The following is a 23844-nucleotide window of genomic DNA, read 5'->3' on the forward strand; positions in this document are numbered from 1 at the left end:
AAAACGGTGGCCATGGCGATAAAAACAGAAATATACGTAATACGCCTTGTATTATATATATTAAACCCTCACTTCATTTGACACTCAGTAGGAAATGGCGTCCACCTTATTAGATTTTCCTTTAACGGCAATATTAAACTTATTCGGCACACATACGGCTATCTGGCCGGGCTGGCTGATCCATCCCGCTCTAACACATATTTGATTGGGACAGTCGGCCTCTTTAATCCTGGCTCTTCCGTTTTCAATTTCAACCACGTTATAATGCCCGTCCGCGTTAACTATTTTAATTTCCTCAGTGATCGCCTCAGACAAATTTATTGTCTGGTATAACTGGCCGTCTGCGTATATCTCCAGTCTCAGTTCCCCCTCCGTCATCTGGCGCCGCACCAGATGCGACACTCCAAAACTAATCAGCACCAGCGCCAGGAGTCCTGCCATAATGTAATAATTAAGGTTTTTCATGAACCTCACCAAGCATCATTTTTCACTGCTATATTTTAATGAACCAGCGCAATTTCCAATTTTATTTCTGATTGATAATCTGATAATCGCCACCGCCGGTGAATTCCAATTGATTCGCTAAATTATCGGTGAATGTCACTTGCTTATCCGCGTTGACAAAGATGGCCCCAACGCCTTGAATACCTTTGGCAAAACTCATCCCGCGCTGCTGACCCAGCACAAATAACGGTTTATTCAAAATATCGGCGTCGGTGGATGATTCTGCCACTACTGTGGTTTGTATTAAATCTCTGGCCTGTTTCCCGGTGGATGGATCGATAAGGTGGGAGTAACGGACACCTCCCTGTTCGAAATACCTCTCGTAATCACCTGATGTTACTACCGATGTGTCTTTTACCGACAATACGGCGATAAGTTTTTCCCCGTCGCGCGGATCCCGGACACCAACACGCCACGGTGAGCCGTCCGGCCTGGCACCCAAAGCATATACATTTCCCCCGGCATTGATTATAGCATGTTTTATGCCTAATTCCCTGAGAATCTTGGCAGCTTCTTCCGTGGCATAGCCCTTGGCGACACCGCCAAAATCCAAACTCATGCCTGGTTTTTGCAAATATACCGTTCCATTATCTGCATCAACTATGACTTTCCTGTAGTCTACCAAGCTCAGCGCCTTCTTAATCTGCTCGTCGGAGGGAACGTGCTGTTCGTCTTTTCCAAAACCCCACAGGTCCATAATTGGTCCAACTGTAATATCAAATGAACCGCCGGACAACTGTGCATAATAAAGTGAGCGCTGAACAATGTTGAGGGTATCGCTGCCAACCTGAACGGGCTTGATCCCGGCATTTTCGTTGATCCTGATCACATCGCTGGACGCAGAAGTATTTTTCCCTTCTTTGGGAAACCTGTCAGTTAAATCATTAATCCTTTTAAATTCGGCAAACGCTTTATCCAAAGCTTCCTTTCCGCTCTGCTTATCATCACTGTATACAGTTACCTGGACCAAAGTATCCATAACGAATTTTTCATCACTAAACTCCTGCAATTGCGCAGAATTCAGCTTACAGCCAGAACAAGCGAAAAGAATAAATAGTAAGCTTATAACCAGACTCCAACGCTTCAATTATTTTTACACCTCACAAAAATTGAGCTTCTTTCCCCAAAACCCCGGTTTCTGCCGTCACGTGGAAGCCTTTCTCTTGGCCGAAGCAAAAACTGCATAAGCTGTGTTATTTTGTCCGGAGCAGCTTTTTAATATGCCGCACAATACAAGATGGTGTAGTCCGCACTTTTAAAGTTTGTATGCTCTAAGTAGCGCAAACTACACCAACAATAATATAGTTGTCCAAAAAACATTTGGATAATCTCGTATAATTAAGTTGATATCTTAATTATACCGCAACTTTTTCCGCAGCAGAGCCCTTTACAACAGCTTCAATCGCTTTTGTGGGACATTTAGCAATGCATGTCGGATTATCGCACTTTTCAATACATATCTTGTGGTCAACTACTGCAAGGCTGTTCTGTATTTTGATTGCGTCATGCTCACAGTTCTTCTTACACAGGCCGCAGCCCAGGCAGGCAGCCGAGCAGTTTTTCTTGGCGACGGCCCCTTTATCTTTTGAGTTGCAATTAACACTGACTTTCGCGCCGATTAACAGCATTTGAATAACACCCTTGGGGCAGACAGATTCACACTTGCCGCAACCAGTGCACTTTTCCGGATCAACATAGGGAAGGCCGCTGGGCAGCATTGTCATCGCACCGAAAGGACAGTTCTTTACGCATGTCCCAAACCCGAGACAGCCGTATTGGCAGTTTTTCTGACCGCCTTGCAGCAAATTCGCCGCCGCGCAATCTTCAATTCCTCCATACTGGTACTTTATGACAGCTATTCCGGGGGAACCGGAGCACCTGACATGAGCGATTCTGGGTTCTATTTCCGCAGCAGCTTTGCCGGTCAACTCACCCACAATTTTTGCCACAGGAGCTTTACCGGGAACACACAGGTTCGGAGGCACATCTGCATTCAATACCACAGCTTCCGCATAGGCCATACATCCGGCATAACCGCAGGCGCCGCACTGGCCCTTTGGCAGTGCATCCTCAACCAAGTGTATCAATGGGTTTACTTCAATTGCAAACTTTTTATTCGCAAATGCGAGAATCAAACCAAAAACCACTCCCGTAAGCAGCATGACTACCAAAACCATTAGAGCAATTTGCATTAACTCACATCTCCTTTCCAGATGTTATAGAGATATCATGCCTGAAAAACCAAGGAAGGACAGCGCCAGCATACCCGCCAGAATAAAAGCCACCCCTAAACCTTCCAGCGGCTTCGGCACATCGGCCAGTCTCAGCTTTTCCCTCAAACTTGCCATCAGGACAAGGGCTACGCCGAAACCTGCTCCGGATCCAATAGCGTGAACAATACTTTTAGCCAATGAGAAACTGGACTCAACATTTAAAAGGGGCACACTAAGCACCACACAGTTAGTAGCGATTAACAGAAGGTAAACCCCCCACATATTGTATAGAGCCGGCGCATGCTTCTTAATAATCATCTCTAATAACTGCACAAAGGAGGCGATTAGCAGAACAAAAACAACAGTTGTCAGAAATGTTAATTTAAACGGCACTAAAACATAAGTGTAAACCAGCCAGGCCATTATCGAACTAAGAGTCATAACCGCCGTAACCGCCATGCCCATGCCTACAGACGCGTTTACGTTTTTGGAAACGCCAAAGAATATGCACAGGCCTAAAAATCTTGTCAAAACAAAGTTGTTCACAATTACTGCACTAATAAAAAGTGTTAAATATTCCACAATGCTCCCCCTCCCTAAGCCTTGGATTTTTCAATATGCTGGACCAACATTTTACATCCCGCAACCAGATAACCAATTAGGATAAAAGCGCCTGCGGGCAGGACTAGCATTAGCGGAGCGTTGTATGAAGCGGGCATGACCTGAATGCCTAAGAATGTGCCGCTTCCAATGATTTCACGGATAGCTCCGATTATCAACATGGCAATGAGGAAACCGGTCCCCATTCCCAGACCGTCAAAAAACGAACGGATAACACCGTTCTTGGAGGCAAAAACCTCCGCCCTCGCCAGAATTATGGCAAAAACCACAACAAGCGCCAAATAAATACCCAAGGCTTTATAAAGATCCGGCAAATATGCCTGCAATACCAACTGAGCCACAGTAACTATAGTGGCGATAGAGACAATATATACGGGAACACGCACTTTGGGGTTAACAAGATTTCTGACTATGGAAACGACTGTATTGTTGGCAGTAATCACAAACATGACGGTCAAGCCCATGGTTAGAGAAACAATTACAGAACTGGTAACTGCCAGCGCGGGGCAAAGGCTTAGCGCCAGGACAAAAATTGGGTTCTCCAATATTAATCCTTTATTAAATATACTCCATAATTCTTTCATAATTATTTCCCCCCTGTAAACTCTACAACTTCTTCGACCGCTTTTTTAACACCGTTAGTTACGGCTCTCGAAGAGATTGTAGCGCCAGTCATAGCCTGCACGTTCTCTTTGTCGGAAGGATCTTTCACAACCTGCAGATTTTCAATCTTCTTTCCGATAAGCTGGCTCTTAAAAGGATCCTTCCCCCCCTTGTCTCCAAGGCCAGGAGTTTCGTTGTGTTTGATGATGTCATAATTAAGCACTTTCCCCTCGCTTGTTACAGCCACGAGAAACTGTATAGGTCCTCCAAAACCTTTGCTTTCTGACGGCACTACATACGCTATGGTTTTTCCGCCTTTTTCCGCTTTATACCAGCCCTCATGGCCTTCTACCGGATTAAATTTATCCGCGTCCTGGACCAGGGCTTGCATCGCGGCGTTTTTCATATCTACAGCCTTTTGTGCCGCCGCGTCGGCTGTTGTATAGTAAACACCGGCAATTATTAACCCTGAAACTAAACAGGTCATGGCCAGGTTAAACGCGATTTTAAAGATGCTGTTGCTATTTTCATCACTGTGCCCGGACATTTAATTACCTCCTTGCTCCAAATTTTTTCGGCGTAACAAAGCGGTCAATCAAAGGCGTAACGCAGTTCATTAAAAGAATGGAATAACATACGCCTTCGGGATATCCGCCTTTTAAACGAATAAGGACGGTTAGCAGACCGGCGCCTAAGGCAAAAATAATTTGTCCCTTGCGGGTGATGGGAATGGTAACCATGTCGGTTGCCATAAAGAAGGCACCTATAATCAGTCCACCGGCCAACATGTGGAATACCGCGTCTCCCGTAAATAATCCGGACGGCCCGAATACCCAGGTTAAGATTCCTACCGTACCGATCATCACCACAGGGACTTCCCATTTTATATAACCTTTATAGATCAGGAAAAGGCCTCCAAGTATAAGCAAAACTGCGGAAGTTTCACCGATACTGCCGTTGCGCATGCCTAAAAACATCGCTTTGTACATATTGGGGGCATCGCCGAACGTTTCAATTAATTTGGCGTATCCCTGCTGTTTTAAAATATTCAGCGGGGTGGCGCTGGAAACCACATCAACTGGTGTGGTCATTTTTGTCCACGTGGTCATGGCCACAGGCCATGACACCATTAACGCGGCGCGGCCGATGTGCGCCGGGTTGAATATGTTGTACCCAAGGCCGCCCAAGGATTGTTTGGCAACGGCAATAGCCAAAAACGACCCGAATGCGGTCATATACCATGGAAGATTGGGAGGAAGACACATAGCTAGTAAAAGTCCGGTTAAAACTGCGCTGCCGTCCTTTATTGTCACTTCTTTTTTTCTAATTATTTGTACTAAATATTCAGTTGCGACCGCCGATACGACTCCCACCAGCATGGTGATTATGGCGGGCATACCGAAGTACCAGGCGGCGAAAATTACTGCCGGCACCAATGCCGCGTTCACCGACCACATTATTTTTGGGATGGATTCACTTGAGGTTATGTGTGGCGACGGCGAAACAGTGAGAAGGTTCATTTTTAAACTTTCTTCGTTAACTGCCATTCTATACAGCCACCTTTGCTTGTTCTTTTTGTGCCTGGATTGCATTTTGCGCTTTGGCATACCTGATGTACTGAACTATTTTACGTTTGGCCGGGCATACATAAACACAACTGCCGCATTCCATGCAGTCCAGCAAATCATACTCTTCTTTTGCTTCCACGTACAACTGGCGCTCACCCAGAACACTAAGCATGCTTGGATTCAATCCCATCGGGCATGCTTCCACACAGCGGCCGCAGTGGATACATGCGGATTCCTTATCGTAATTGACATCCTTTTTACTCAGGAACAAGATGCCGGAAGTTCCTTTAATCACCGGAACATCCATGGTAGATTGAGCAAAGCCCATCATGGGCCCGCCATTAATTATTTTAACTAGTTCGCCGCTGAGGCCTCCGCAGCAACTCAGCGCGTCGGCGAATGTACTACCTACTCTCATCAGCAGGTTCTTGGGTTCTTTAACAGCGCTCCCACTGACGGTAACCACTCTTTCAATCAAAGGTATCCCTTTAGTCACCGCGTCACTGATCGCGACCACGGTGCCGACATTCTGCACCACAGTGCCGACATCCATCGGCAGCCCGCCTGAAGGAACCTCGCGTCCGGTCAACACTTTGATGAGCATCTTTTCGGCACCCTGCGGATATTTTGTGGGAAGAGCCATAACTTTAACCTGGGTGCCGTTAAAAGCGTTCTGCAAAGCTTTTACCGCGTCAGGCTTATTGTCTTCAACGCCAACATAGCCGGTGCTCACGCCAAGCACCTTCATGGTAATTTTTACACCGGTTACTATTCTCTCCGTGTACTCGAGCATTGCCCTGTAATCAGCCGTCAGAAACGGTTCACATTCAGCCGCGTTTAAGATAAAAGTGTCGATTTTCTTATCCGGCGGCGGTGCCAATTTTACATGAGTGGGGAAAGTAGCTCCGCCCATTCCCACTATTCCGGCCTCCCGGATAATCCCCGACAGCTCTTTTGCATCGAGTTTTTCCCATTGCCTTTGCACCGGAATTCCTTCAACCCATTCATCCAGACCATCATTTTCTATGACTATGGACATACAGCTTCCGAACACTGAATGCGGATAATCCGCGATCTCCACAACCTTGCCAGAAATGGAAGCATGTACGTTACCGGATACAAAAGCGTCGGATTGTGCGATCAATTGGCCTTTTTTTACCGTGTCACCTTTTTTTACAATCGGTGAAACCGGTGCTCCAATGTGCTGCCTCAAAGGTATAATCACCTTTGCCGGAAGAGGCGCCGTTTCAATCGGCTTGGCAGCGGTATACTTTTTGCTGTCATCAGGATGCACTCCTCCATGAAAACTCTTCATCTTCTTCCCCCCATCTAATTTTTTTTAGGTTTCTATTTGTGTTTTTTTTAGGTTTATATTTGTGAATTTCCAGCTACAAACCTACAGAATAACCCTCACCCTTATAAACTCGCTGGAAATTTAACATGAATTTGATATATATTGCCCTGGACTTGATACTTGGAAATAAAGAGATAAATAAAAAGATTTAAACAATTCTTTTTCTGGACAAGTCCTTACAATACTTATTTTAATATATTTTATCTTTAAAGCAACACAATACCCTATAAAAAAGTTTTTTATATATTTAAGCTTATTGGCGCCCCGACCAGAACCCAAACGGCTTGCCACCGAGAAACAGCAGATCTTTGCCTCATTTAAAATTATAACCGCACATCTTCGTTAAAACAAGAAAACAATAACAGTTTTTGAGCAAGCGAAGAGCCCCCGGTGGGAGGCTCTTGCTGGACATCAATTGAAATGCTTTATAACTGATTATACTCCCCGCGCGGAGTGTATTTTGTGTGCAGCAATTCGTGGGATTTATGCCCCAGCGGCTTCTCTAAATATTCCTTGTACAGCTGCTGGATCGCGGGGTTCTCGTGGGATTTACGCAAGACCATTGCTTCGTCGGCGGTATATATGCCGTCAATCCGCTTTTGCCTGATTTCATAGTTGGTCGGGATGGGCTGGCCGCCGCCGCCGATGCAGCCGCCCGGGCAGCACATGATCTCGATGAAATGATAGTTTGCTTCGCCGGCCTGCAGGGCGTCCAAAAGCTTCCTGGCGTTGCCAAGCCCGTGCGCGACGGCTACTTTTACGTCGAGATCGCCGACTTTGACGGTAGCTTCCTTGACTCCTTCCATACCGCGCACGTCTATAAAATCTACCGACGCCAGGGTATTCCCGGTGACTATTTCATAGACGGTGCGCAGGGCGGCTTCCATCACGCCGCCGGTCGCGCCGAAAATTACCGCCGCGCCGGTGGAGATGCCCAGCGGGTCATCGTAATTTTCTTCGGGCAGTTCGTTGAAATTTATGCCGGCCTGCTTAAACATGCGGCCGAGTTCTCTTGTGGTCAGCACAACATCCACGTCCTGATAGCCGCTCGCATTCATTTCGGGGCGCTGCGCCTCGAATTTCTTGGCGGTGCAGGGCATGATCGACACCGAAAAGATATCGGCCGGGTCCACGCCTGCTTTTTCGGCGTAGAAGGTTTTGGCCAGGGCGCCGAACATCTGCTGCGGCGACTTGCATGTGGACACATGCGGCAGCAGCGTCGGGTAGAAGTGCTCAATGAACTTGACCCAGCCAGGACTGCACGAAGTGATCAGCGGCAAGGTGCCACCGGTCTTGACTCTTTCGAGCAACTCGCTGCCTTCTTCCATAATGGTCAGGTCGGCGGTAAAGTCGGTGTCGAAAACTTTATCAAAGCCGAGCTTCCTGATCGCGGCAACCATTTGTCCGGTCGCTACGCTGCCCGGCTCCATGCCGAATATTTCACCGATAGCGACACGCACCGCCGGGGCGGTCTGGACCACGACATGCTTTTGGGGATCGGCCAGGGCGGCCCAGACTTCCTCTGTTTGATCCCGCTCGTATAAAGCTCCTGTCGGGCAAACCAGCACGCACTGGCCGCAGTTAACACAATTAGATCCAGCTAAACCCATGTCCACCCCGGGTGCGATAACGGTATCAAAACCGCGCCCCTGCGGGGCGATCGCGCTTACCGTCTGCACCTTTTCACATACCGAGACGCAACGCCGGCACAGGATGCATTTATCGGGGTCGCGCACCAGTGACACGCTGGAATTGTCTTCTCTATGTTCGGGATTCGCGCCAGTATAACGAACTTCCCGGATTCCGAACGCTTCCGCCAGGGTCTGCAACTCGCAATTCTGGTTGCGCACACAGGTCGGGCATTCAAACGGGTGGTTGGACAGGATCAGTTCCAGGGTCATCCGGCGTGAAGCGCGCACCGCCGGGGTATTGGTCAGCACAACCATGTTTTCTGCCGCCGGGGTTACACACGCTGCCTGCAGCGTGCGGGCGCCCTTGACTTCAACCACACAGACGCGGCAGGCCCCGATAACGTTAATGTCCTTTAAATAGCACAAGGTAGGAATATTTATATTAACTTTCTTGGCCGCTTCGAGAACAGTTGTGCCCTGTTCCACCTGCACTTCTTTTCCGTCAATTGTCAAAGTAACCATTGGCATTTATCTCACCCCTCCTTCTACTTCACATCGCAGCGCAGGCAACGGGTAGCCTCGGCTATGGCCTGCTCTCTGGTGAAACCATTTTCCACTTCGGCAAAGGACCGGCGTTCGGCCACCGGCAGGCATGTTGCTACTTCCCTCGCCATCTTCTCTTCAATAATCTCGCCGGAAATTTTCCGGGTGAGAGCACGCGGTTCGACAACTGCGCCGGTACCCCCGAGGTATTTATCAATAGCCGCTGCCGCTTTCTTGCCTTGGGCAATCGCCCCGATGGCCGTGTCCGGCCCGGAAGCGCAGTCTCCGCCGGCGAATATATATGGTATATTCGTGGCCATGCTGGCGGGATCCACCGCAACCAGCCCGCGGGCCGTCTGCACGCCGGCGTCGGTGATGCCGTCAAGCTGGACATTCTGTCCAATCGCCGCAATTACCACGTCTGCCGGAATGACAAAGTTGGAGCCTTCAACCGGCACCGGCCGCCTGCGGCCGCTTTTATCGAAGTCGCCGGGCACTGATTCCTGGCATTCCAGCCCGGTTACCATGCCACCTGCTCCCTGCACGCTCACGGGGGCGGTCATGAGGGTAAAATTCACGCTTTCGTGCTCCGCTTCGATGATCTCGTCTGCAAACGCGGGCATGTCTTCTTTGCGGCGCCGGTAAACAACGTGCACTTCTTTCGCTCCGTTCCTTACGGCCGAGCGGGCGCTGTCTATGGCCACGTTGCCGCCGCCTACCACCAGCACGGTCTTGCCTTTTACGTCGGCGGCCTGTCCGAGTTTAACGTCTCGCAGGTAGTTGATGCCTGAGATAACTCCTTTGAGTTCTTCGCCCGGAATGCCCAGTTTCTGATCCGCGTGGGCACCGACGGCGATAAACACCGCGCTGAAGCCTTGCTTCTCTAAATCGGCGAAGGTAACGTCTTTGCCAAAACGGGTGTTGGTCTTAATCGTCACACCCATTCCTTCTATGGCTTTTATTTCAGCCGCCAGGACGTCGGCCGGCAGGCGGTAATCGGGGATTCCTACTTTGAGCATGCCGCCGGCAAACGGCAGCGATTCGAATACGGTCACTTTGTGGCCGGCTTTAGCCAGGTAGTAGGCCGCTGTCAGGCCGGCCGGCCCGCCGCCGATTATCGCCACTTGCTTGCCGGTCGCCACTCCGGGAGGCTCAACCGGGAATCCCTTATTCTGTTCATACACCCAGTCGGCCGCATAACGCTTCAATGCCCTTACAGCCAGGGGCTCATCCAGCTTCGCGCGGTTGCACTTGCCTTCACACGGGTGGTGGCACACGCGGCCGCAAACTGCCGGGAAGGGGTTTTCCCGCCTCACTTCCATATAGGCTTCGTAGAAATGTCCGTTCCGGATATGATCGAGATAGATCGGCACATCCACTCCGGCCGGACAGGTGTTTTGACAGGGTGAATTGAATAGGGACGCACAGACTGAGGCGGCGCAATATTTATCTTTGATATGCGCCTCGTATTCATGCCTGAAATAGCGTATCGTGCTCAGCACGGGATTGGGCGCGGTTTGTCCCAAACCGCACAGTGCCGTATCTTTAATGTAGTAGCATAATTCTTCGAGTGCTTCTATATCTCCCTCTTGTCCTTCTCCGTGGGTGATCCGTTCCAGTATTTCTAACATCCGTTTGGTGCCGATGCGGCAGGGGGCGCATTTGCCGCAAGACTCTTCCTGGCAGAACTCGGTGAAGAACTTGGCCAGGTCAACCATACAGGTATCTTCGTCCATGACAATCAGCCCGCCGGACCCTACAATCGCGCCCAGTTCCGCCAGCGACTCATAATCCACACCGACGTTAAGGTGGTCTGCCGGGATGCAGCCGCCTGAAGGACCGCCTGTTTGGGCCGCTTTAAACTTCTTGCCGCCTATGATGCCGCCACCGATGTCGTAAACGATTTCTCCTAAAGGTATGCCCATCGGAACTTCGATCAGGCCGGTATTGTTAACTTTCCCGGTAAGGGCGAATACTTTGGTGCCTTTGCTTTTCTCTGTTCCCCTGGAAGCGTACCAGTCTCCGCCTTTAAGGATAATTGGCGGGATGCTGGCGTAGGTTTCCACGTTATTAAGCAATGTGGGCTTGCCCCACAGTCCTTCGTTGGCCGGGAAGGGAGGTCTCGGTCGGGGTTCGCCGCGGCGTCCTTCAATAGAGGCCAGCAAGGCTGTCTCTTCTCCGCAAACAAAGGCGCCGGCGCCGACCCTGACGTTAAGGTCAAAAGCAAATCCTGTTCCTAAAATACTTTCTCCCAACAAACCGTACTCGTGGGCCTGGCTGATGGCTTGTCTCAGCCTTTCCACAGCCAGGGGGTATTCTGCTCTAACATAGACGTAGCCTTTGCTGGCGCCTACCGCATAGCCGGCAATGGTCATAGCCTCGATAATACTGTGCGGGTCTCCTTCCAGGACTGACCTGTCCATAAAGGCGCCCGGGTCTCCTTCGTCTCCGTTACATACCACATATTTTTGTGCCGCGTTGGCTTTGGCGGTGAACTCCCACTTTAAGCCGGTCGGGAACCCCGCGCCGCCACGACCGCGCAGGCCGGATTTTTTTAGTTCGGCGATTACTTCTTCGGGGGACATGGTGGATAATGCCTTGGCCAGCGCGGAATATCCTTCACTGGCAATATATTCTTCAATATCTTCTGGATTAATAAAGCCGGCGTTGCGCAAGGCTATTTTGGTTTGCTTGGATAAGAAAGGGAAATCCTTCATTAAAGGAATCGGTTTCTTGGTTTCCGGATCCCGGTAGACAAGCCGCTCTACTATTCGCCCTTTCAATAAGTGCTCGCTCACGATTTCTTCGGCGTCTTCAGCGGTAACCCGGCAGTATACTACTCCTTCGGGATAGATTATTAAGCGCGGTCCCAGGTCGCAAAGACCCATGCATCCGGTTTCAATAACTTGAATTTCATTTTCAAGCTGTTGCTTTTTAATCCCTTCTAAAAGTGCTTCTTTAACGGTTTGGCATCCTGACAAAACACAGCCTGACCCCGCACAAACCAACACGTGTGCCCGGTAATAATGCATAATCATACCCTCCTCTCACTATTTCAATTAATCTCGCTGCACCAGCGCCCATTCCTCAATCACGTGGCCGTTAATAACATGTTCAAGCACGAGCCGCCGGGCTTTTTCTTCGTCTAGATGACCGTATACAATCTGGGGTATGCCCGGCTTGTTTACTTCCACTATGGGCTCATGCTGGCACATCCCGGCGCAGCCTGCCTGGGTGACTATTACATCTGAAATATTTCTTTTATCTATTTCATCTATAATTGCCATCATTACTTCCCGCGCCCCGGCGGTTATTCCGCAGGTCCCCATCCCGACCACTATTGTTGTTTTACCGCTTGCCTGCCGCTCCTTGATCTTCTCCAGCGCGGCTTCTTTGAGCTTCATCAGTTCGTCAACTGACTTGATTTGTTTCATCATCAATCACCCCGGTATAATTTTTTAATACCTTCCCGGCAAAATCCCTTCATCCAGCTTAAAACCTTAACATCATTCAGGGGCAATTCTCTAAATTTACTAATCAACCAGCTGGTATCAAAAATAAATTCACGTCCGTCTACCAGGTGATTGTACAGTAAATTCACATCCGGTTTGGCGGCCACTGCAGCCACTAATGTGGAAGCTACATCCCCCAAGGGCATCCGGTCAATATGCGAACGCCGAAAGGTTGTCTTTACGGTTGTCCCTTTTCCTTTCTCCGATCGGATAATCAGGTCGCCTTCACAAGCACGCGCTGCCTGTTGAAGTAAAGGTATGCCCAGGCCAACCCTCCTCAAGCGGCGGCTTGTTACAAACGGATCATAAATTTGTTCAATTTCTTCTTCATTCAATCCTCCGCCGTTATCGCCAACCTCAAAACCCAAAATGTCTCCGGAAGTATCTTCAATCACGGTAATCTTGATGGTGGACGCACCCGCAGCCAGTGAATTTTCAATGAGATCTAAAAGATGATGAGAAAGTTCACGCATTTTATTGCTTAGCTTCACTCCTCTTTCCTATGGTTTACGTTTACGCTTTCAGGAAAAGCTAAATTAATCGTTATTGGCCGCCGGGCGTGATGGGTACTTACTTATTTCTACACTCATCAATAATTCCCGGGACAAGATCAGGCTTCACCCTGACCCGCGGCTCTTTATTAATTGTCATAACCGGCGCCAGCCCGCAGGCTCCCAGGCACCTGACCACCTCAAGGGAAAACATATTGTCGTCGGTAGTATCATGCGGCTTGATTCCCAATTCTTTTTCAAACCGCTCCAATACTTGCGACGATCCCCGCACATAACAGGCGGTACCCTTACAGAGGGAAATCTCATATTCGCCTTTTGGCTTCAATGAAAATAGATGGTAAAACGTAACAACTCCATAAATAGTGCTCAAAGGTACTTTCATTCTGTCAGCAATTATTAGCTGCACATCCTTTGGCACATAGCCGTAATTCTCCTGAACCCAGTACAGCACCTCGATTAAATCGTCCTTTTTCCCTTCGTGCCGGGCAATCACTTCTTCCAGTTCAGCCTGCAAATCACATCGGCACTTAGTAACTGCTGATTCCATTTGTTCCCCCTCCTTTTAAACTCCATGATCTTTTTATGGTTTTGTGGTTATTTAAAAAATTCCTTATTCGAGAAAAACCACTGCGACAATTCAAATTTGAATGTTTGTAGAAGCTTATCATCATCATAAGGAATAGTAGCTCCTGATTACCAATTGCCTGCTGCTTGTATAATATTTCACATAACATAAAAACAAAAACACGTCTTTCGGCAAATTGGCCCCGTGTTTTTTATCCTCTAAAGAGTTCCCCAGGAGATTTCACTACTCCATAGCTGCTCAAATTAATATTGTCTTTTCTTGCCGCATATTGCTGTCATGAACAAGGGTCATGAATAAGGTGAAAAAGTTCGTCATTCCTGCCGATTATACATTAATACTTTTTTCAATGATATACATTCCACTAATTGTTGTCAAGCATTATTTCCCAAACAAAACTGCCGCAAATCACGTTTAAGCACTCGTTAGTTTTACACTCGTTAGTTTTACACCTTAACAAATGATAAAAATTCTGCAACCCTTGGGGCAAAACGCTTTGAGGGTATATTTTTTGTATTTTCCTCATTATTATGTATAGGATTAATCATTGTTATTACTTTTTTCCTTTAAAGCCGCCTTCAACATTTCTCCGATATTTTGCGTGATAGAACCCTGATCGCTGTACCGGGCAATTAATTTTTGATTGACCCGGCTGGCGCTTTTAGAACTTTTAAATACGCCAAAGTCGTCTTGTTTTTCCGGTTGTCTGTGTCCGCAAGCCCTGTCCGGACAAACCAGCATCTTTCCTCTTTTGCCGTTCACCAGCAGCATATACTTGCCGCAGAGAGGACATTTGTTTTTGGAAACATTATCGGCTTTATAAACAGAAGTATCCTCAATGACGCTTTTTACCAACTCCAGGGCATTTTGCCTGATGCCGGCCATAAAGTCTTCTTTGCTGTCCTTGCCCCTGGCGATATTAGCCAGTCTCTGCTCCCACTGGGCTGTTAATTCCGGTGTTTTTAAAGCCGGGGAAACCAGGTTGATTAACTGCAATCCTTTGGAAGTGGGAACCAATTCTTTACCCTGCCGCTCAATGTAATTATTGTAAAGCAGCTTTTCGATAATCTCAGCCCGCGTGGCCGGCGTTCCCAACCCGCTTCCTTTCATGGATTCACGCAATTCCTCATCCTCGATAAACTTGCCGGGGTTTTCCATGGCCGTGAGCAGGGTAGCTTCAGTATAACGGGCGGGCGGTTTTGTCTTTGATTTATTTATTTTACAGGTTTTAACCTGCTTTTGCTCACCTTTTTTATGCAAGGCCAGCGTCTGCTCCGGCAGAGCATCGTCACTTGACTCATCCTTCTCCGCCGCCTTGGCGGTCACGGCCCGCCAGCCCGGCTCCTTGACCACCCTGCCGCTGGAGTAAAAATGCTCGCCGTTTACCGCCGTGGTCAGCGTGGTCTGGCCGTAGCGGTAAGGCGGGTATAAAACAGCGATGAACCGCCTGGCAATTAGATCGTAAAGGTTTTTTTCCTCCGCCGACAGGGCCGCAAGCTGCAATGACTGGCCGGTGGGAATAATGGCATGGTGGTCGCCGACTTTACTGTTGTCAACAAAGCGTTTCGTCGGCTGCAACGCTTTTTGCAGCAGCGGCTTGACCAGCGCGGCATAAGGGCCGGCGGCGATGCTTTTTAGCCGGGCCGGCAAGGTTGGCACTATATCCGTGGTGATATAGCGGGAATCTGTCCGCGGATAGGTGACCAGCTTGTGCCGCTCATATAAATCCTGCAGCACGGAGAGGGTTTTTTGCGCTGAAAACCCATACCGTTTATTGGCGTCCCTTTGCAGTTCCGTCAGGTCGTAAGCCAGGGGGGGCGGCTCACTTTTGCTCTCTGTGCGGACTTCTTTGATCACGCCCGCCTGGCCTTTAATTTTATTGACAATTTCTTCCGCCCTTGCCTGGTTGAAAATCCTGTTTTTCCCGGAAGAGTCCCGCCAGTCGCCAAAATAGTCGCCGAAGTCCGCCCGTACAGTCCAGTAGTCCACCGGAACGAATTGTTTTATTTCGTTTTCACGGTTCACAATCATGGCCAGGGTGGGAGTCTGCACCCGGCCGGCGGTCAACTGGGCATTGAACTTGCACGTCAAAGCCCGGGTCACGTTCAACCCGATCAGCCAGTCGGCCTGCGCCCGGCAAACAGCCGCGTCAAATAAATTATTGTAAGCCGCCCCGGCTTTTAAATTGGCGAAACCTTCCTTGATGGCATCGTCTGTCTGGGAAGAAATCCACAAGCGCCTGAACGGCTTCTTCCAGTTGGCCAGAACCATGATCCACCGCGCCACCAGTTCGCCTTCCCGCCCGGCGTCGGTGGCAATCACCAGTTCACCGATGTCTCCTCGCTTCATTAAATTCCTGACTACCTGATACTGGTGGGAAGTTTGCCTGATTACTTTTAATTTCATCCTGGCGGGGAGCATCGGCAGGTCGTCCAGGTTCCATTGCTTATACTTGCTGTCATAATCCTCCGGTTCGGCAAGGGTAACCAGGTGGCCCAGCGCCCAAGTCACCACATGCCGCGGTCCCTCCAGATATCCTTTATTCTTACCGGTGCATTTCAACACCCTGGCAATTTCTTTAGCCACGCTGGGTTTTTCGGCCAGAACCAGCGACTTCATAATTATCTCCTCTGTCCTGTTTGCGGTATCTATCATATCATTATAGTACAATTGTTCTTTACAAAAAAGCTTCATAAAACTATTATGTAGTTTGTTCGGCCTTCAGCTTTTCTTCTTACCAAGAATAACGCTTAAATCCACGGTTATGTTGTTTAATCCATAGTCAAGAACCTTTTGAATCTTTTCATCTGCCGCCCCCCACGATAAAGGAGTCATTTTAACAAGGTGCTCTATATTCTCTTTAACCGTCATAGTATATAGTATTTGCCGCACAGCCAGTATCTCAAATTTATCACTAAAGAGTTTGACCACCCTCTCGTTCGAATATGTCCCTTTATCAGTTTGTTTATAAAAAGCGCTTCTTAGTTCTTTCAGATAATTATCCCCCGGCACAATCTTGACGAGTATTCCGTCTTCTTTAATAATCCTGTTAAACTCCGCGTAATTGGAAGGAGATAAAATGTTCAGAATCATATTGAATTGTTTGTCAGTAAAAGGAGTTTTGGCCAAATTAGCGACACACCAAATGCTCTCAGGATACTTCCTCGCAGCGATTTGTATCCCCTCTTTGGAAATATCGATACCGACTCCCTGAATATTAGCACCTGTTTCACCACACAAATTACTGATCAGCTGCGCTAAATGAGAACCTTCCCCGCACCCGGCATCCAGTATTTTAATCTTATCAACATATTTATTATGAGCTTTCTCAATAATGAGTTCACTTACCTGTTCCATCATTGGGTCGAAAAAACCACTGTCAAATATAATTCTTCTTGACGCAAACATCTTTTTGTCATAATCAGTCTTGACCGGACTTAGCAAAAAGTTAACATAACCCTTTTTAGATAAATCAAAACAATGCTTATTTAAACAAACTATACTTTTTAAATCATCAGTCTCCATTCTCTTTCCGCATATAGGACACCTGAACATATCTATGTTTTCTTTAATTTCTATTTTAGCCATAAATACAACTCACTCGTTCTTAGTGAATTCGTTTAGCTTTACGCTAAGTAGATTACTATAATATCTTTGATAATGTTTCCGGGTCGGCGGCGTGGTTTAAAACTTCCTCTCTGCTGATCATCTTTTTCATGAATATACTGCGCAAGGCCATGTCCAAAGACTGCATTCCATACTTGGCGCCTGTCTGCATTTGGCTGACGATTTGATAGGTCTTGCCTTCACGGATGAGATTGCGAATGGCCGGCGTGGCGACCATAATCTCAATCGCCGCAACCCGGCCGGGCTTGTCAATCCTGGGAATAAGCGTCTGGGCGACAACACCCTGGATGGTATTGCCCAATTGCACCTTGATTTGCTGCTGCCGGTGGGGCGGGAAAACATCAATAATTCTGTCGATAGTCTGGGCCGCGCTGGCAGTATGCAGTGTGCCCAAAACCAAGTGGCCGGTTTCGGCCGCCGTCATGGCAATCCCGATCGTCTCAGGGTCGCGCATTTCACCTACCAGGATGACGTCCGGGTCCTCGCGCATGGCCGCCCGCAGGGCGCTGGCGAATGATCTGGTGTCTCTGCCCACCTCGCGCTGGTTGATCAGGCTTTTCTTATGCCGGTGCACAAACTCGATCGGATCTTCAAGGGTGATGATGTGGCGCCTGCTTTCCTCGTTGATTTGATTAATCATGGAGGCCAAGGTGGTGGATTTGCCGCTGCCGGTAGGACCCGTTACCAGCACCAGCCCCCTCGGCTTGCGGCATAAGGAAGCCAGCACTTCCGGCAGGCCAAGTTCCTGAAAAGATAGAACCTCGGAATTGATCAGGCGCACGGCCAAACCGGCGCTGCCCTGTTGCTTGAACGCGTTAACCCGGAACCTGCAAACGCCCGTTATGGCGTAAGAAAAGTCATACTCCCCGGTTTCCTGGAATTTATGATACTGACCTTCAGTCATGATCTGCCGGACTAACAAGTCAGTATCTTCCGGTGTCAGCTTGCGGATTGCTGAAAAATCCGCGCCAAGTCCGCCATGCCACTCCGGCGCGTCAAAAGGCAGCAGCTTTCCGTGCAGACGAAAAGCCGGAGGGCTGTTGACCGTGATATGGACGTCTGAAGCACCTATTCTAAAAGCAAGCGCAAGTATTTCATCAGTGGTCACCATCGGCAGAACCCCAAATACCATTTTATTACCTTATCCCCGGCTAAAATCGCAAACGCTGACCCTAAAGCCAGATAAGGCCCAAAAGGAATGGGCTCCTTCAGCCGGGCCAGTTTTAGCATAAGCATAGTCATACCGGCAACGCTCCCCGCCGCAAAGGCCAAAAACAGCGCAATCAGCAATTGTTTCCAGCCGAGCAGCAGGCCCAACACGGCAGCAAGCTTGATGTCGCCGCCGCCCATGCCGCCGCGCGAGACCAACGCGATGACAAAAAGCAGTGCGCCGCCCGCTAAAAATCCAATAACGCAGGAAAATAGCGCTTCCTTTGATTCAAACATCAGGGGAACGCCAAGAACAAGGCCTGCCAGATTCAACTCGTCAGGTATGATTTTGTACCGCAAGTCAAAAACAGTCGCCGGCACAATTACGGCAAACAACACAACCGGCCGCAGAACACCAAAGGTAATCCCGTACTTAGCCAAAGCCAGGACAAAAAGGAGACCGGTGACTAATTCCACCACCGGATCCTGCCAGGCTATCCGGCGGCCACAGTAGCGGCATTTTCCTTTTAAAAAGAGGTAACTTAAAATAGGAATGAGATCGAAAATCCTCAAACGATACCGGCAATCCGGACAGTGCGAGGGTGGTCGGATAACCGACTTTCCCACCGGCATCCGGCAGATGCAAACGTTAAGGAAGCTGCCAACGGCCGCGCCGGTGATAAAGGCCAACACCCAGCTCAAATACACCAATCGATTACCTCCGCATCCAAGAATACCAGGATCATCCGACCCTGCTATTCATATTTCTTTACCAGCAGGCTGGCGTTCTGTCCTCCGAAGCCGAATGAATTGGACATCGCCACCCGCACTGTCGCCCGCCGGGCGGCATTGGGCACGTAATCCAGGTCGCAGGCCGGGTCGGGATATACATAATTGATTGTCGGCGGGAGCAAATCTTCCCGGACGGCTTTCACACTTGCGATGAGTTCGGTTATTCCGCCGGCGCCCATCAAGTGTCCGGTGGCTCCTTTGGTGGAGCTGACCGGTATCTTGTAGGCCCTGGGACCGAAAACCTCTTTAATGGCCTTTGTCTCCACCTGGTCACCCAAGACCGTTGACGTGCCGTGCGCGTTAATATAGTCCACCTCATCAGCCGAAATACCGGCGTCTTCCAGGGCCTTGCGCATGCAGTGGATCTCTCCGGCGGCATCGGGCGCCGGAACGACAGCATGGTAGCCATCCCCGCAACGGCCATAGCCTGCCAACTCGGCCAGCACATGTGCTTCCCGCCGCGCCGCATGCTCAAGGGTCTCAACGATCAGGGCCCCCGCCCCTTCACCCATGACAAAGCCGTCACGTTGCCTGTCAAATGGGCGGGAAGCCTTCCCAGGCTCATCATTGCGGCAGGACAGCGCCCTTGCCGAGCAAAGCCCGGCAAGCATCAGCAAACAGAACAACGACTCAGCCCCGCCGGCAATCACCACATCGGCTTCACCCCTTTTCAGCATGTGCATGGCAGCCCCCACCGCGTCCGCTCCCGAGGCGCAGGCAGTGGTTACAGTAAGATTGGGACCTTTAATCCCGTAGCGTATCGCCACCTGACCGGAAGCCATGTTGGTTAGAAACTTAGGCACAAAGTGCGGGCCAATGCGTGAACCGTTTAGAAGCCTGGTCTGTTCTCCGGTAACGGTGATAATCCCGCCTATTGCCGTCCCGAACACCACCCCGACCCGAAAAGGATCCTCTCCGTCAAGATCGATCCCGCTGTCTTCAACCGCCATTTGAACAGCCGCCAGGGCAAACTGGATAAAACGGTCACTCTCCCGGACAAGCTTAGCAGGCATAAACGCGTTTGGGACAAAGTTCTTAACCTCCGCCCCGATCTGACACTGTACCGGCGCATGGTCTAAAAGAGTGATTCTTTCTATGCCGCACTCGCCCTTGATCAATCCCTTCCAGTAGGCTTCCGTTCCTATCCCCAGGGGAGTTACCGCCCCCATGCCGGTAATAACTATTCTATCACGCAAAAAGGGTCCCTCCCGTAATTTTTCCCAAGCAACAAGACAACTTTCTAAAAAATGAGAATCCCCTCATGAACTAAATTTCAATTCTTTAATAAAAATAATCCTATTTTTCATTTACTTTAATATTTTACCAAAATATAATATTAAATAAAAGCGCAATGGAGAGGGGATCTATGTCCAGTATCACTTATCACACCAATACTTTCAAGGATCTTTTCGAAAACAACTTCACCTATCTCAACGGTTTTCTGCGAAATGTGGACCGCTTTCCCCAGAAGAATGCTCTCACCTGTCCGATCAGAAAAAAAAGCTGGACTTACTCGCAGCTCGACAGGGAATGCAACAGGCTGGCCCATGCTTTTCTTGACGACGGACTGAAAAAGGGTGAAGTGATTGTCTACCAACTTTTAAATTCAGCTGAATTTATTTTTTGCTACCTGGCGCCGCAGAAAATAGGCGCCGTCAACTGCCCGATCAATTTCCGTCTTTCCCCGGGCGAAACCGCTTATATTCTTGATGAAAGCAAGCCAGCCGTTTATGTTTTCGACGAAGAAATCAGGGACATGGCTGAGAAAGCCCTGCACATGGCCGAACACAAACCGCGCCGGGTGGTGATGGTGGAATTCCGCGGCAACGAAAAACCTTTTGCCGGTTCCCTTACATACGGTGAATACGTCAAAAACCGGCCGGAAGGCGACCCCGGCATTAAACAACCCACCAGCATATACGATGAAACCACCCGTCTGTACACTTCAGGCACCACGGGCATGCCCAAGGGTGTGCCCTTAAACAACCTTAACGAAATATTCACGGCTCACGACGTGATCATGCACTTCCCGCTTAACCCGGCGGACAAGACCATGAATATGAGCCCCTGGTTTCACCGCGGCGGTCTGCATTCCGGCGGCCCCTGCCCCACGCTTTACGTGGGAGGTGAAGTGGTGGTGCTGAGACAATTCAACCCCAGAGCATGCCTGGGACATGTGGAAAACTACGGCATTACCTTCCTAATCGGCGCCCCGCCGATGTTGAAATTGCTGCATGACCTACAGGCCAAAGAGGCAAAGAACTTGCATACAATTAAAGGAATTGTCACCATGGGCGCCCCCCTGGAAAGGGAAGCCTGCATTAAATTCCAAAAAGTACTTACTCCGAATATCTACAACGGCTATGGAACCACGGAAGCCTTCTGGAATACCTTCCTGCGGCCGTTTGACCTGCCGCAGATGGCGGGTTCCGCAGGACGCTCCTGCACCGACGACGAGGCGGCGGTGGTCAAGGTCTATCCGGACCGGAGGGCTGAACCGGACGACTACGCGGCGAAAGACGGTAAAGAAGTCGGTGAAATAATCATCAAGTCGCACGCTAAGTGCTCTTACAGCTACTTTAACAGTCCGGCCGAGGAAGAAAGGGTTTTTTACAAGGGATGGATATACATCGGCGACCTGGGAACCTGGAACGAGGACAATTACATCACTGTGGTGGGAAGAAAAGACGACATGATCATCTGCGCGGGAGAAAACATTCACCCGGTGCAGGTGGAAGAAGTACTCAACGGACACCCCAAGGTGAAGGAATCTGTTGTCGTCGGTGTGCCCGACAGGACGCGCGGTGAAGCAGTCGCGGCTTATGTTGTCAAGAATGACCCTTCACTCACTGCCAAGGAACTGGACCAGTACTGCCGCAACCATCTTATGCTGGCGCAATTTAAGAAGCCCAGGTACTACCGGTTTGTGGAAGAGCTGCCGTACACGGCGACAGGGAAGAAAATCCATTACAAGGTCAAGGAAAAGACCGCGGAAGACAGGGAAAAGGGGTTGTTGGAGAGAGTCTGACAAGACAAAGTCAGAAGTTCTCAGGCCTCTTTCAACAACCGCTTCATAATTTTGCCGGTAGAGTTTTTCGGCATTTCATCGATAAACTTGATATATCTCGGCACCTTATAGGAAGCCATATTTTTCTTGCAAAAGTCAATTAGATCCGCTTCACTTAGCTGCCCGTCTTTCTTCAATACAACGAAGGCCACGGGCACTTCGCCCCTGTCCGGGTCTTTTTCGCCTATTACAGCGCATTCCAGAATTTTGTCATTCTGGTAAAGGATCTTTTCCACTTCCCTGGGGTAAACATTATAACCTCCATTCAAGATCAGATCCTTCTTGCGGTCGACAATATAGTAATAGCCTTCTTCGTCGCGGCAGCCAAGGTCGCCGGTACAGAAATAACCGTCCTTGAAAGCATCCTTTGTGGCGCCGGGCCTCTCCCAGTAACCTCTGAAGACTCCCGGCCCCTTTACCAGGATTTCCCCCACTTCGCCCACCGGCAGTTCGTTGCCTTGTTCGTCTGCGATTTTTAGCGAATATCCCGGCGCGGCCGGCCCGATTGAGCCGATTTTACTGTGCCCGAGTCTGTTATAAGTCACCGTGGCGCAGGTTTCCGTAGAACCATAGAACTCACATAACCCAGGGCCGAATGTTTGCTCAATTTTATTAAAAAGCTCCGGCGGCATGGAGTATCCCGCCGTTTGTTTATAACGCCATGCGGTAAGATCATATTTTTTCGGGGAATAGGAATTCAGCATAAAAATATACATGGTCGGAACACCGGCAAAGTGGGTGACCCGGTAGCGGGAGAGTAGCTCAAGAGCCTTGTCCGGATTAAAGCGTGACATGCTTAGCACAGCGGCTCCGGTGTAAAACGGCCCCAGCAAGGTAACCGTAATAAAGATATGACAGTAAGGCGCGGCTGTCATAAATACATCTTGCTCATTCAACAGCAGCGCGGCGCTGTTTAAAGCCGCTTTAGTCATGAAGTTTTTATGGGAAAGCATAACTCCCTTGGGCTGTCCGGTGGTTCCAGAGGTGTAAAGCATGGCTGCCACGTCATCATCATGGCAATCCTCGCCCGTTAATATGTCGGAATTTTCCGAAATATTAGCATAAAAGTCGACTGCTCCTGCCACTGTTTCCCCCAGGGTCACGATCTTTTCCACTGAAGGAATGGTCTCAAGAATGTTTAATATATTTTGCTTAACCTCCCGCGCGGCCCCGACAACCAGTTTAACCCGGGCATCGTTCAAAATATAGGAGATTTCGCCGCTCTTATAAAGGATATTGAACGGCAGCGCTATTGCCCCAATTCTCATTACTCCAAAAAAGGTTATCAGCCATTCGGGACAATTGGGCAGGTAAATACCCACCCGATCCCCTTTTTCAACTCCCATTTTTTTTAAGCTGTTACCTAACCGGCTGACCATCCGGTTAAATTCCCGCCAGGTCAATTCGCGCCCGTCATCCCCACAAATCACGGCATTACGGTTAGGATACCGGTTGGCGTTTATTGTTATCAAATCTGAAATATTCATAAAATGCCGTCCTCCCTTTGATAAGAGTACCTTGGAACATTTATCAAAGTATACGCGCGCTATTTTAAAGTCCAATTA

The 23844-nt window shown here is 49.3% G+C and carries 20 protein-coding genes; 1 reads left to right on the forward strand and 19 read right to left on the reverse strand.

Translation table 11 applies throughout. The annotated features are described in order from the left end of the window. Window positions 1-84: 84 nt before the first annotated feature. From A4E54_RS02310 to fabF, 18 genes are all read right to left on the reverse strand, one after another. On the reverse strand, window positions 85-465 hold the full coding sequence (locus A4E54_RS02310; protein ID WP_240082450.1) for a NusG domain II-containing protein: 381 nt from the start codon (window positions 463-465) through the stop codon (window positions 85-87). 61 nt (window positions 466-526) lie between these two features. Continuing rightward, complete coding sequence (locus tag A4E54_RS02315) at window positions 527-1591, reverse strand: FAD:protein FMN transferase (RefSeq protein WP_286724117.1); 1065 nt, start codon at window positions 1589-1591, stop codon at window positions 527-529. Window positions 1592-1859: 268 nt separating this feature from the next. Continuing rightward, entirely contained in the window at window positions 1860-2696 is an 837-nt protein-coding gene (gene rnfB, locus A4E54_RS02320) for an RnfABCDGE type electron transport complex subunit B (RefSeq protein WP_240082452.1), read from the reverse strand. Window positions 2697-2720: 24 nt separating this feature from the next. Beyond that, window positions 2721-3302 (reverse strand): electron transport complex protein RnfA, encoded by a 582-nt coding sequence (locus A4E54_RS02325; RefSeq protein ID WP_240082524.1) that lies wholly within the window; start codon window positions 3300-3302, stop codon window positions 2721-2723. 11 nt (window positions 3303-3313) lie between these two features. Further along, the gene (gene rsxE, locus A4E54_RS02330; protein ID WP_240082453.1) at window positions 3314-3922 is read right to left on the reverse strand and encodes an electron transport complex subunit RsxE; all 609 of its coding nucleotides are present in this window, start codon (window positions 3920-3922) and stop codon (window positions 3314-3316) included. Between the two features lie 2 nt (window positions 3923-3924). Further along, the gene (locus A4E54_RS02335; protein WP_240082454.1) at window positions 3925-4488 is read right to left on the reverse strand and encodes an RnfABCDGE type electron transport complex subunit G; all 564 of its coding nucleotides are present in this window, start codon (window positions 4486-4488) and stop codon (window positions 3925-3927) included. A 4-nt stretch (window positions 4489-4492) separates the two neighbouring features. Further along, entirely contained in the window at window positions 4493-5488 is a 996-nt protein-coding gene (locus A4E54_RS02340) for an RnfABCDGE type electron transport complex subunit D (RefSeq protein WP_240082455.1), read from the reverse strand. Window position 5489: 1 nt separating this feature from the next. Continuing rightward, window positions 5490-6824 (reverse strand): electron transport complex subunit RsxC, encoded by a 1335-nt coding sequence (gene rsxC, locus A4E54_RS02345; RefSeq protein WP_286724121.1) that lies wholly within the window; start codon window positions 6822-6824, stop codon window positions 5490-5492. Window positions 6825-7288: 464 nt separating this feature from the next. Beyond that, window positions 7289-9022, reverse strand: coding sequence for an NADH-dependent [FeFe] hydrogenase, group A6 (locus A4E54_RS02350; RefSeq protein WP_240082457.1), 1734 nt, complete (start codon window positions 9020-9022; stop codon window positions 7289-7291). Window positions 9023-9039: 17 nt separating this feature from the next. Then, a complete protein-coding gene (nuoF, locus tag A4E54_RS02355; RefSeq protein ID WP_286724124.1) occupies window positions 9040-12069 on the reverse strand; it encodes an NADH-quinone oxidoreductase subunit NuoF in 3030 nt (1009 codons plus the stop codon). A 27-nt stretch (window positions 12070-12096) separates the two neighbouring features. Further along, the gene (locus A4E54_RS02360; RefSeq protein WP_240082459.1) at window positions 12097-12474 is read right to left on the reverse strand and encodes a (2Fe-2S) ferredoxin domain-containing protein; all 378 of its coding nucleotides are present in this window, start codon (window positions 12472-12474) and stop codon (window positions 12097-12099) included. Beyond that, complete coding sequence (locus A4E54_RS02365) at window positions 12474-13040, reverse strand: ATP-binding protein (RefSeq protein WP_240082460.1); 567 nt, start codon at window positions 13038-13040, stop codon at window positions 12474-12476. The genes A4E54_RS02360 and A4E54_RS02365 overlap by 1 nt, the downstream gene beginning before the upstream one ends. A 79-nt stretch (window positions 13041-13119) precedes the next feature. Beyond that, window positions 13120-13608, reverse strand: a complete 489-nt coding sequence (locus A4E54_RS02370) for an NADH-quinone oxidoreductase subunit NuoE family protein (protein ID WP_240082461.1) — start codon at window positions 13606-13608, stop codon at window positions 13120-13122. 576 nt (window positions 13609-14184) lie between these two features. After that, on the reverse strand, window positions 14185-16263 hold the full coding sequence (locus A4E54_RS02375; RefSeq protein ID WP_286724129.1) for a DNA topoisomerase III: 2079 nt from the start codon (window positions 16261-16263) through the stop codon (window positions 14185-14187). Between the two features lie 102 nt (window positions 16264-16365). Continuing rightward, window positions 16366-17232: a putative RNA methyltransferase gene (locus A4E54_RS02380; RefSeq protein WP_286724133.1), complete on the reverse strand. Its 867-nt coding sequence runs from the start codon at window positions 17230-17232 to the stop codon at window positions 16366-16368. Window positions 17233-17287: 55 nt separating this feature from the next. Continuing rightward, window positions 17288-18382 (reverse strand): type IV pilus twitching motility protein PilT, encoded by a 1095-nt coding sequence (locus A4E54_RS02385; RefSeq protein ID WP_286724143.1) that lies wholly within the window; start codon window positions 18380-18382, stop codon window positions 17288-17290. Then, window positions 18376-19128 carry a prepilin peptidase gene (locus A4E54_RS02390; protein WP_240082526.1) on the reverse strand — a complete coding sequence of 251 codons (753 nt, stop codon included), beginning with the start codon at window positions 19126-19128 and terminating at the stop codon, window positions 18376-18378. The genes A4E54_RS02385 and A4E54_RS02390 overlap by 7 nt, the downstream gene beginning before the upstream one ends. 47 nt (window positions 19129-19175) lie before the next feature. Next, window positions 19176-20408 carry a beta-ketoacyl-ACP synthase II gene (gene fabF / locus A4E54_RS02395; protein ID WP_240082464.1) on the reverse strand — a complete coding sequence of 411 codons (1233 nt, stop codon included), beginning with the start codon at window positions 20406-20408 and terminating at the stop codon, window positions 19176-19178. A gap of 170 nt (window positions 20409-20578) precedes the next feature. Between fabF and A4E54_RS02400 the strand changes: the two genes are divergently transcribed. Further along, complete coding sequence (locus A4E54_RS02400) at window positions 20579-22240, forward strand: class I adenylate-forming enzyme family protein (RefSeq protein WP_240082465.1); 1662 nt, start codon at window positions 20579-20581, stop codon at window positions 22238-22240. A 20-nt stretch (window positions 22241-22260) separates the two neighbouring features. On the opposite strand, the gene A4E54_RS02405 is transcribed toward A4E54_RS02400, so the two are convergent. Continuing rightward, window positions 22261-23766 carry a class I adenylate-forming enzyme family protein gene (locus A4E54_RS02405; protein WP_240082466.1) on the reverse strand — a complete coding sequence of 502 codons (1506 nt, stop codon included), beginning with the start codon at window positions 23764-23766 and terminating at the stop codon, window positions 22261-22263. Window positions 23767-23844 lie beyond the last annotated feature (78 nt).

This window comes from Pelotomaculum sp. PtaB.Bin117 (assembly GCF_002067195.1).
In the GTDB taxonomy this organism is placed as follows: Bacteria; Bacillota; Desulfotomaculia; order Desulfotomaculales; family Pelotomaculaceae; genus Pelotomaculum_D; species Pelotomaculum_D terephthalicicum.

Excerpts from the sequence above, each read along its gene's own strand:
- rsxE (WP_240082453.1), bottom strand. The coding sequence starts at position 3,922 with ATGAAAGAATTATGGAGTATATTTAATAAAGGATTAATATTGGAGAAC.
- A4E54_RS02360 (WP_240082459.1), bottom strand. The coding sequence starts at position 12,474 with ATGATGAAACAAATCAAGTCAGTTGACGAACTGATGAAGCTCAAAGAA.
- A4E54_RS02310 (WP_240082450.1), bottom strand. The coding sequence starts at position 465 with ATGAAAAACCTTAATTATTACATTATGGCAGGACTCCTGGCGCTGGTG.
- nuoF (WP_286724124.1), bottom strand. The coding sequence starts at position 12,069 with ATGCATTATTACCGGGCACACGTGTTGGTTTGTGCGGGGTCAGGCTGT.
- rsxC (WP_286724121.1), bottom strand. The coding sequence starts at position 6,824 with ATGAAGAGTTTTCATGGAGGAGTGCATCCTGATGACAGCAAAAAGTAT.
- A4E54_RS02370 (WP_240082461.1), bottom strand. The coding sequence starts at position 13,608 with ATGGAATCAGCAGTTACTAAGTGCCGATGTGATTTGCAGGCTGAACTG.
- rnfB (WP_240082452.1), bottom strand. The coding sequence starts at position 2,696 with ATGCAAATTGCTCTAATGGTTTTGGTAGTCATGCTGCTTACGGGAGTG.
- A4E54_RS02340 (WP_240082455.1), bottom strand. The coding sequence starts at position 5,488 with ATGGCAGTTAACGAAGAAAGTTTAAAAATGAACCTTCTCACTGTTTCG.
- A4E54_RS02335 (WP_240082454.1), bottom strand. The coding sequence starts at position 4,488 with ATGTCCGGGCACAGTGATGAAAATAGCAACAGCATCTTTAAAATCGCG.
- A4E54_RS02385 (WP_286724143.1), bottom strand. The coding sequence starts at position 18,382 with ATGGTGACCACTGATGAAATACTTGCGCTTGCTTTTAGAATAGGTGCT.
- A4E54_RS02380 (WP_286724133.1), bottom strand. The coding sequence starts at position 17,232 with ATGGCTAAAATAGAAATTAAAGAAAACATAGATATGTTCAGGTGTCCT.
- A4E54_RS02400 (WP_240082465.1), top strand. The coding sequence starts at position 20,579 with ATGTCCAGTATCACTTATCACACCAATACTTTCAAGGATCTTTTCGAA.
- A4E54_RS02350 (WP_240082457.1), bottom strand. The coding sequence starts at position 9,022 with ATGCCAATGGTTACTTTGACAATTGACGGAAAAGAAGTGCAGGTGGAA.
- A4E54_RS02375 (WP_286724129.1), bottom strand. The coding sequence starts at position 16,263 with ATGAAGTCGCTGGTTCTGGCCGAAAAACCCAGCGTGGCTAAAGAAATT.
- A4E54_RS02405 (WP_240082466.1), bottom strand. The coding sequence starts at position 23,766 with ATGAATATTTCAGATTTGATAACAATAAACGCCAACCGGTATCCTAAC.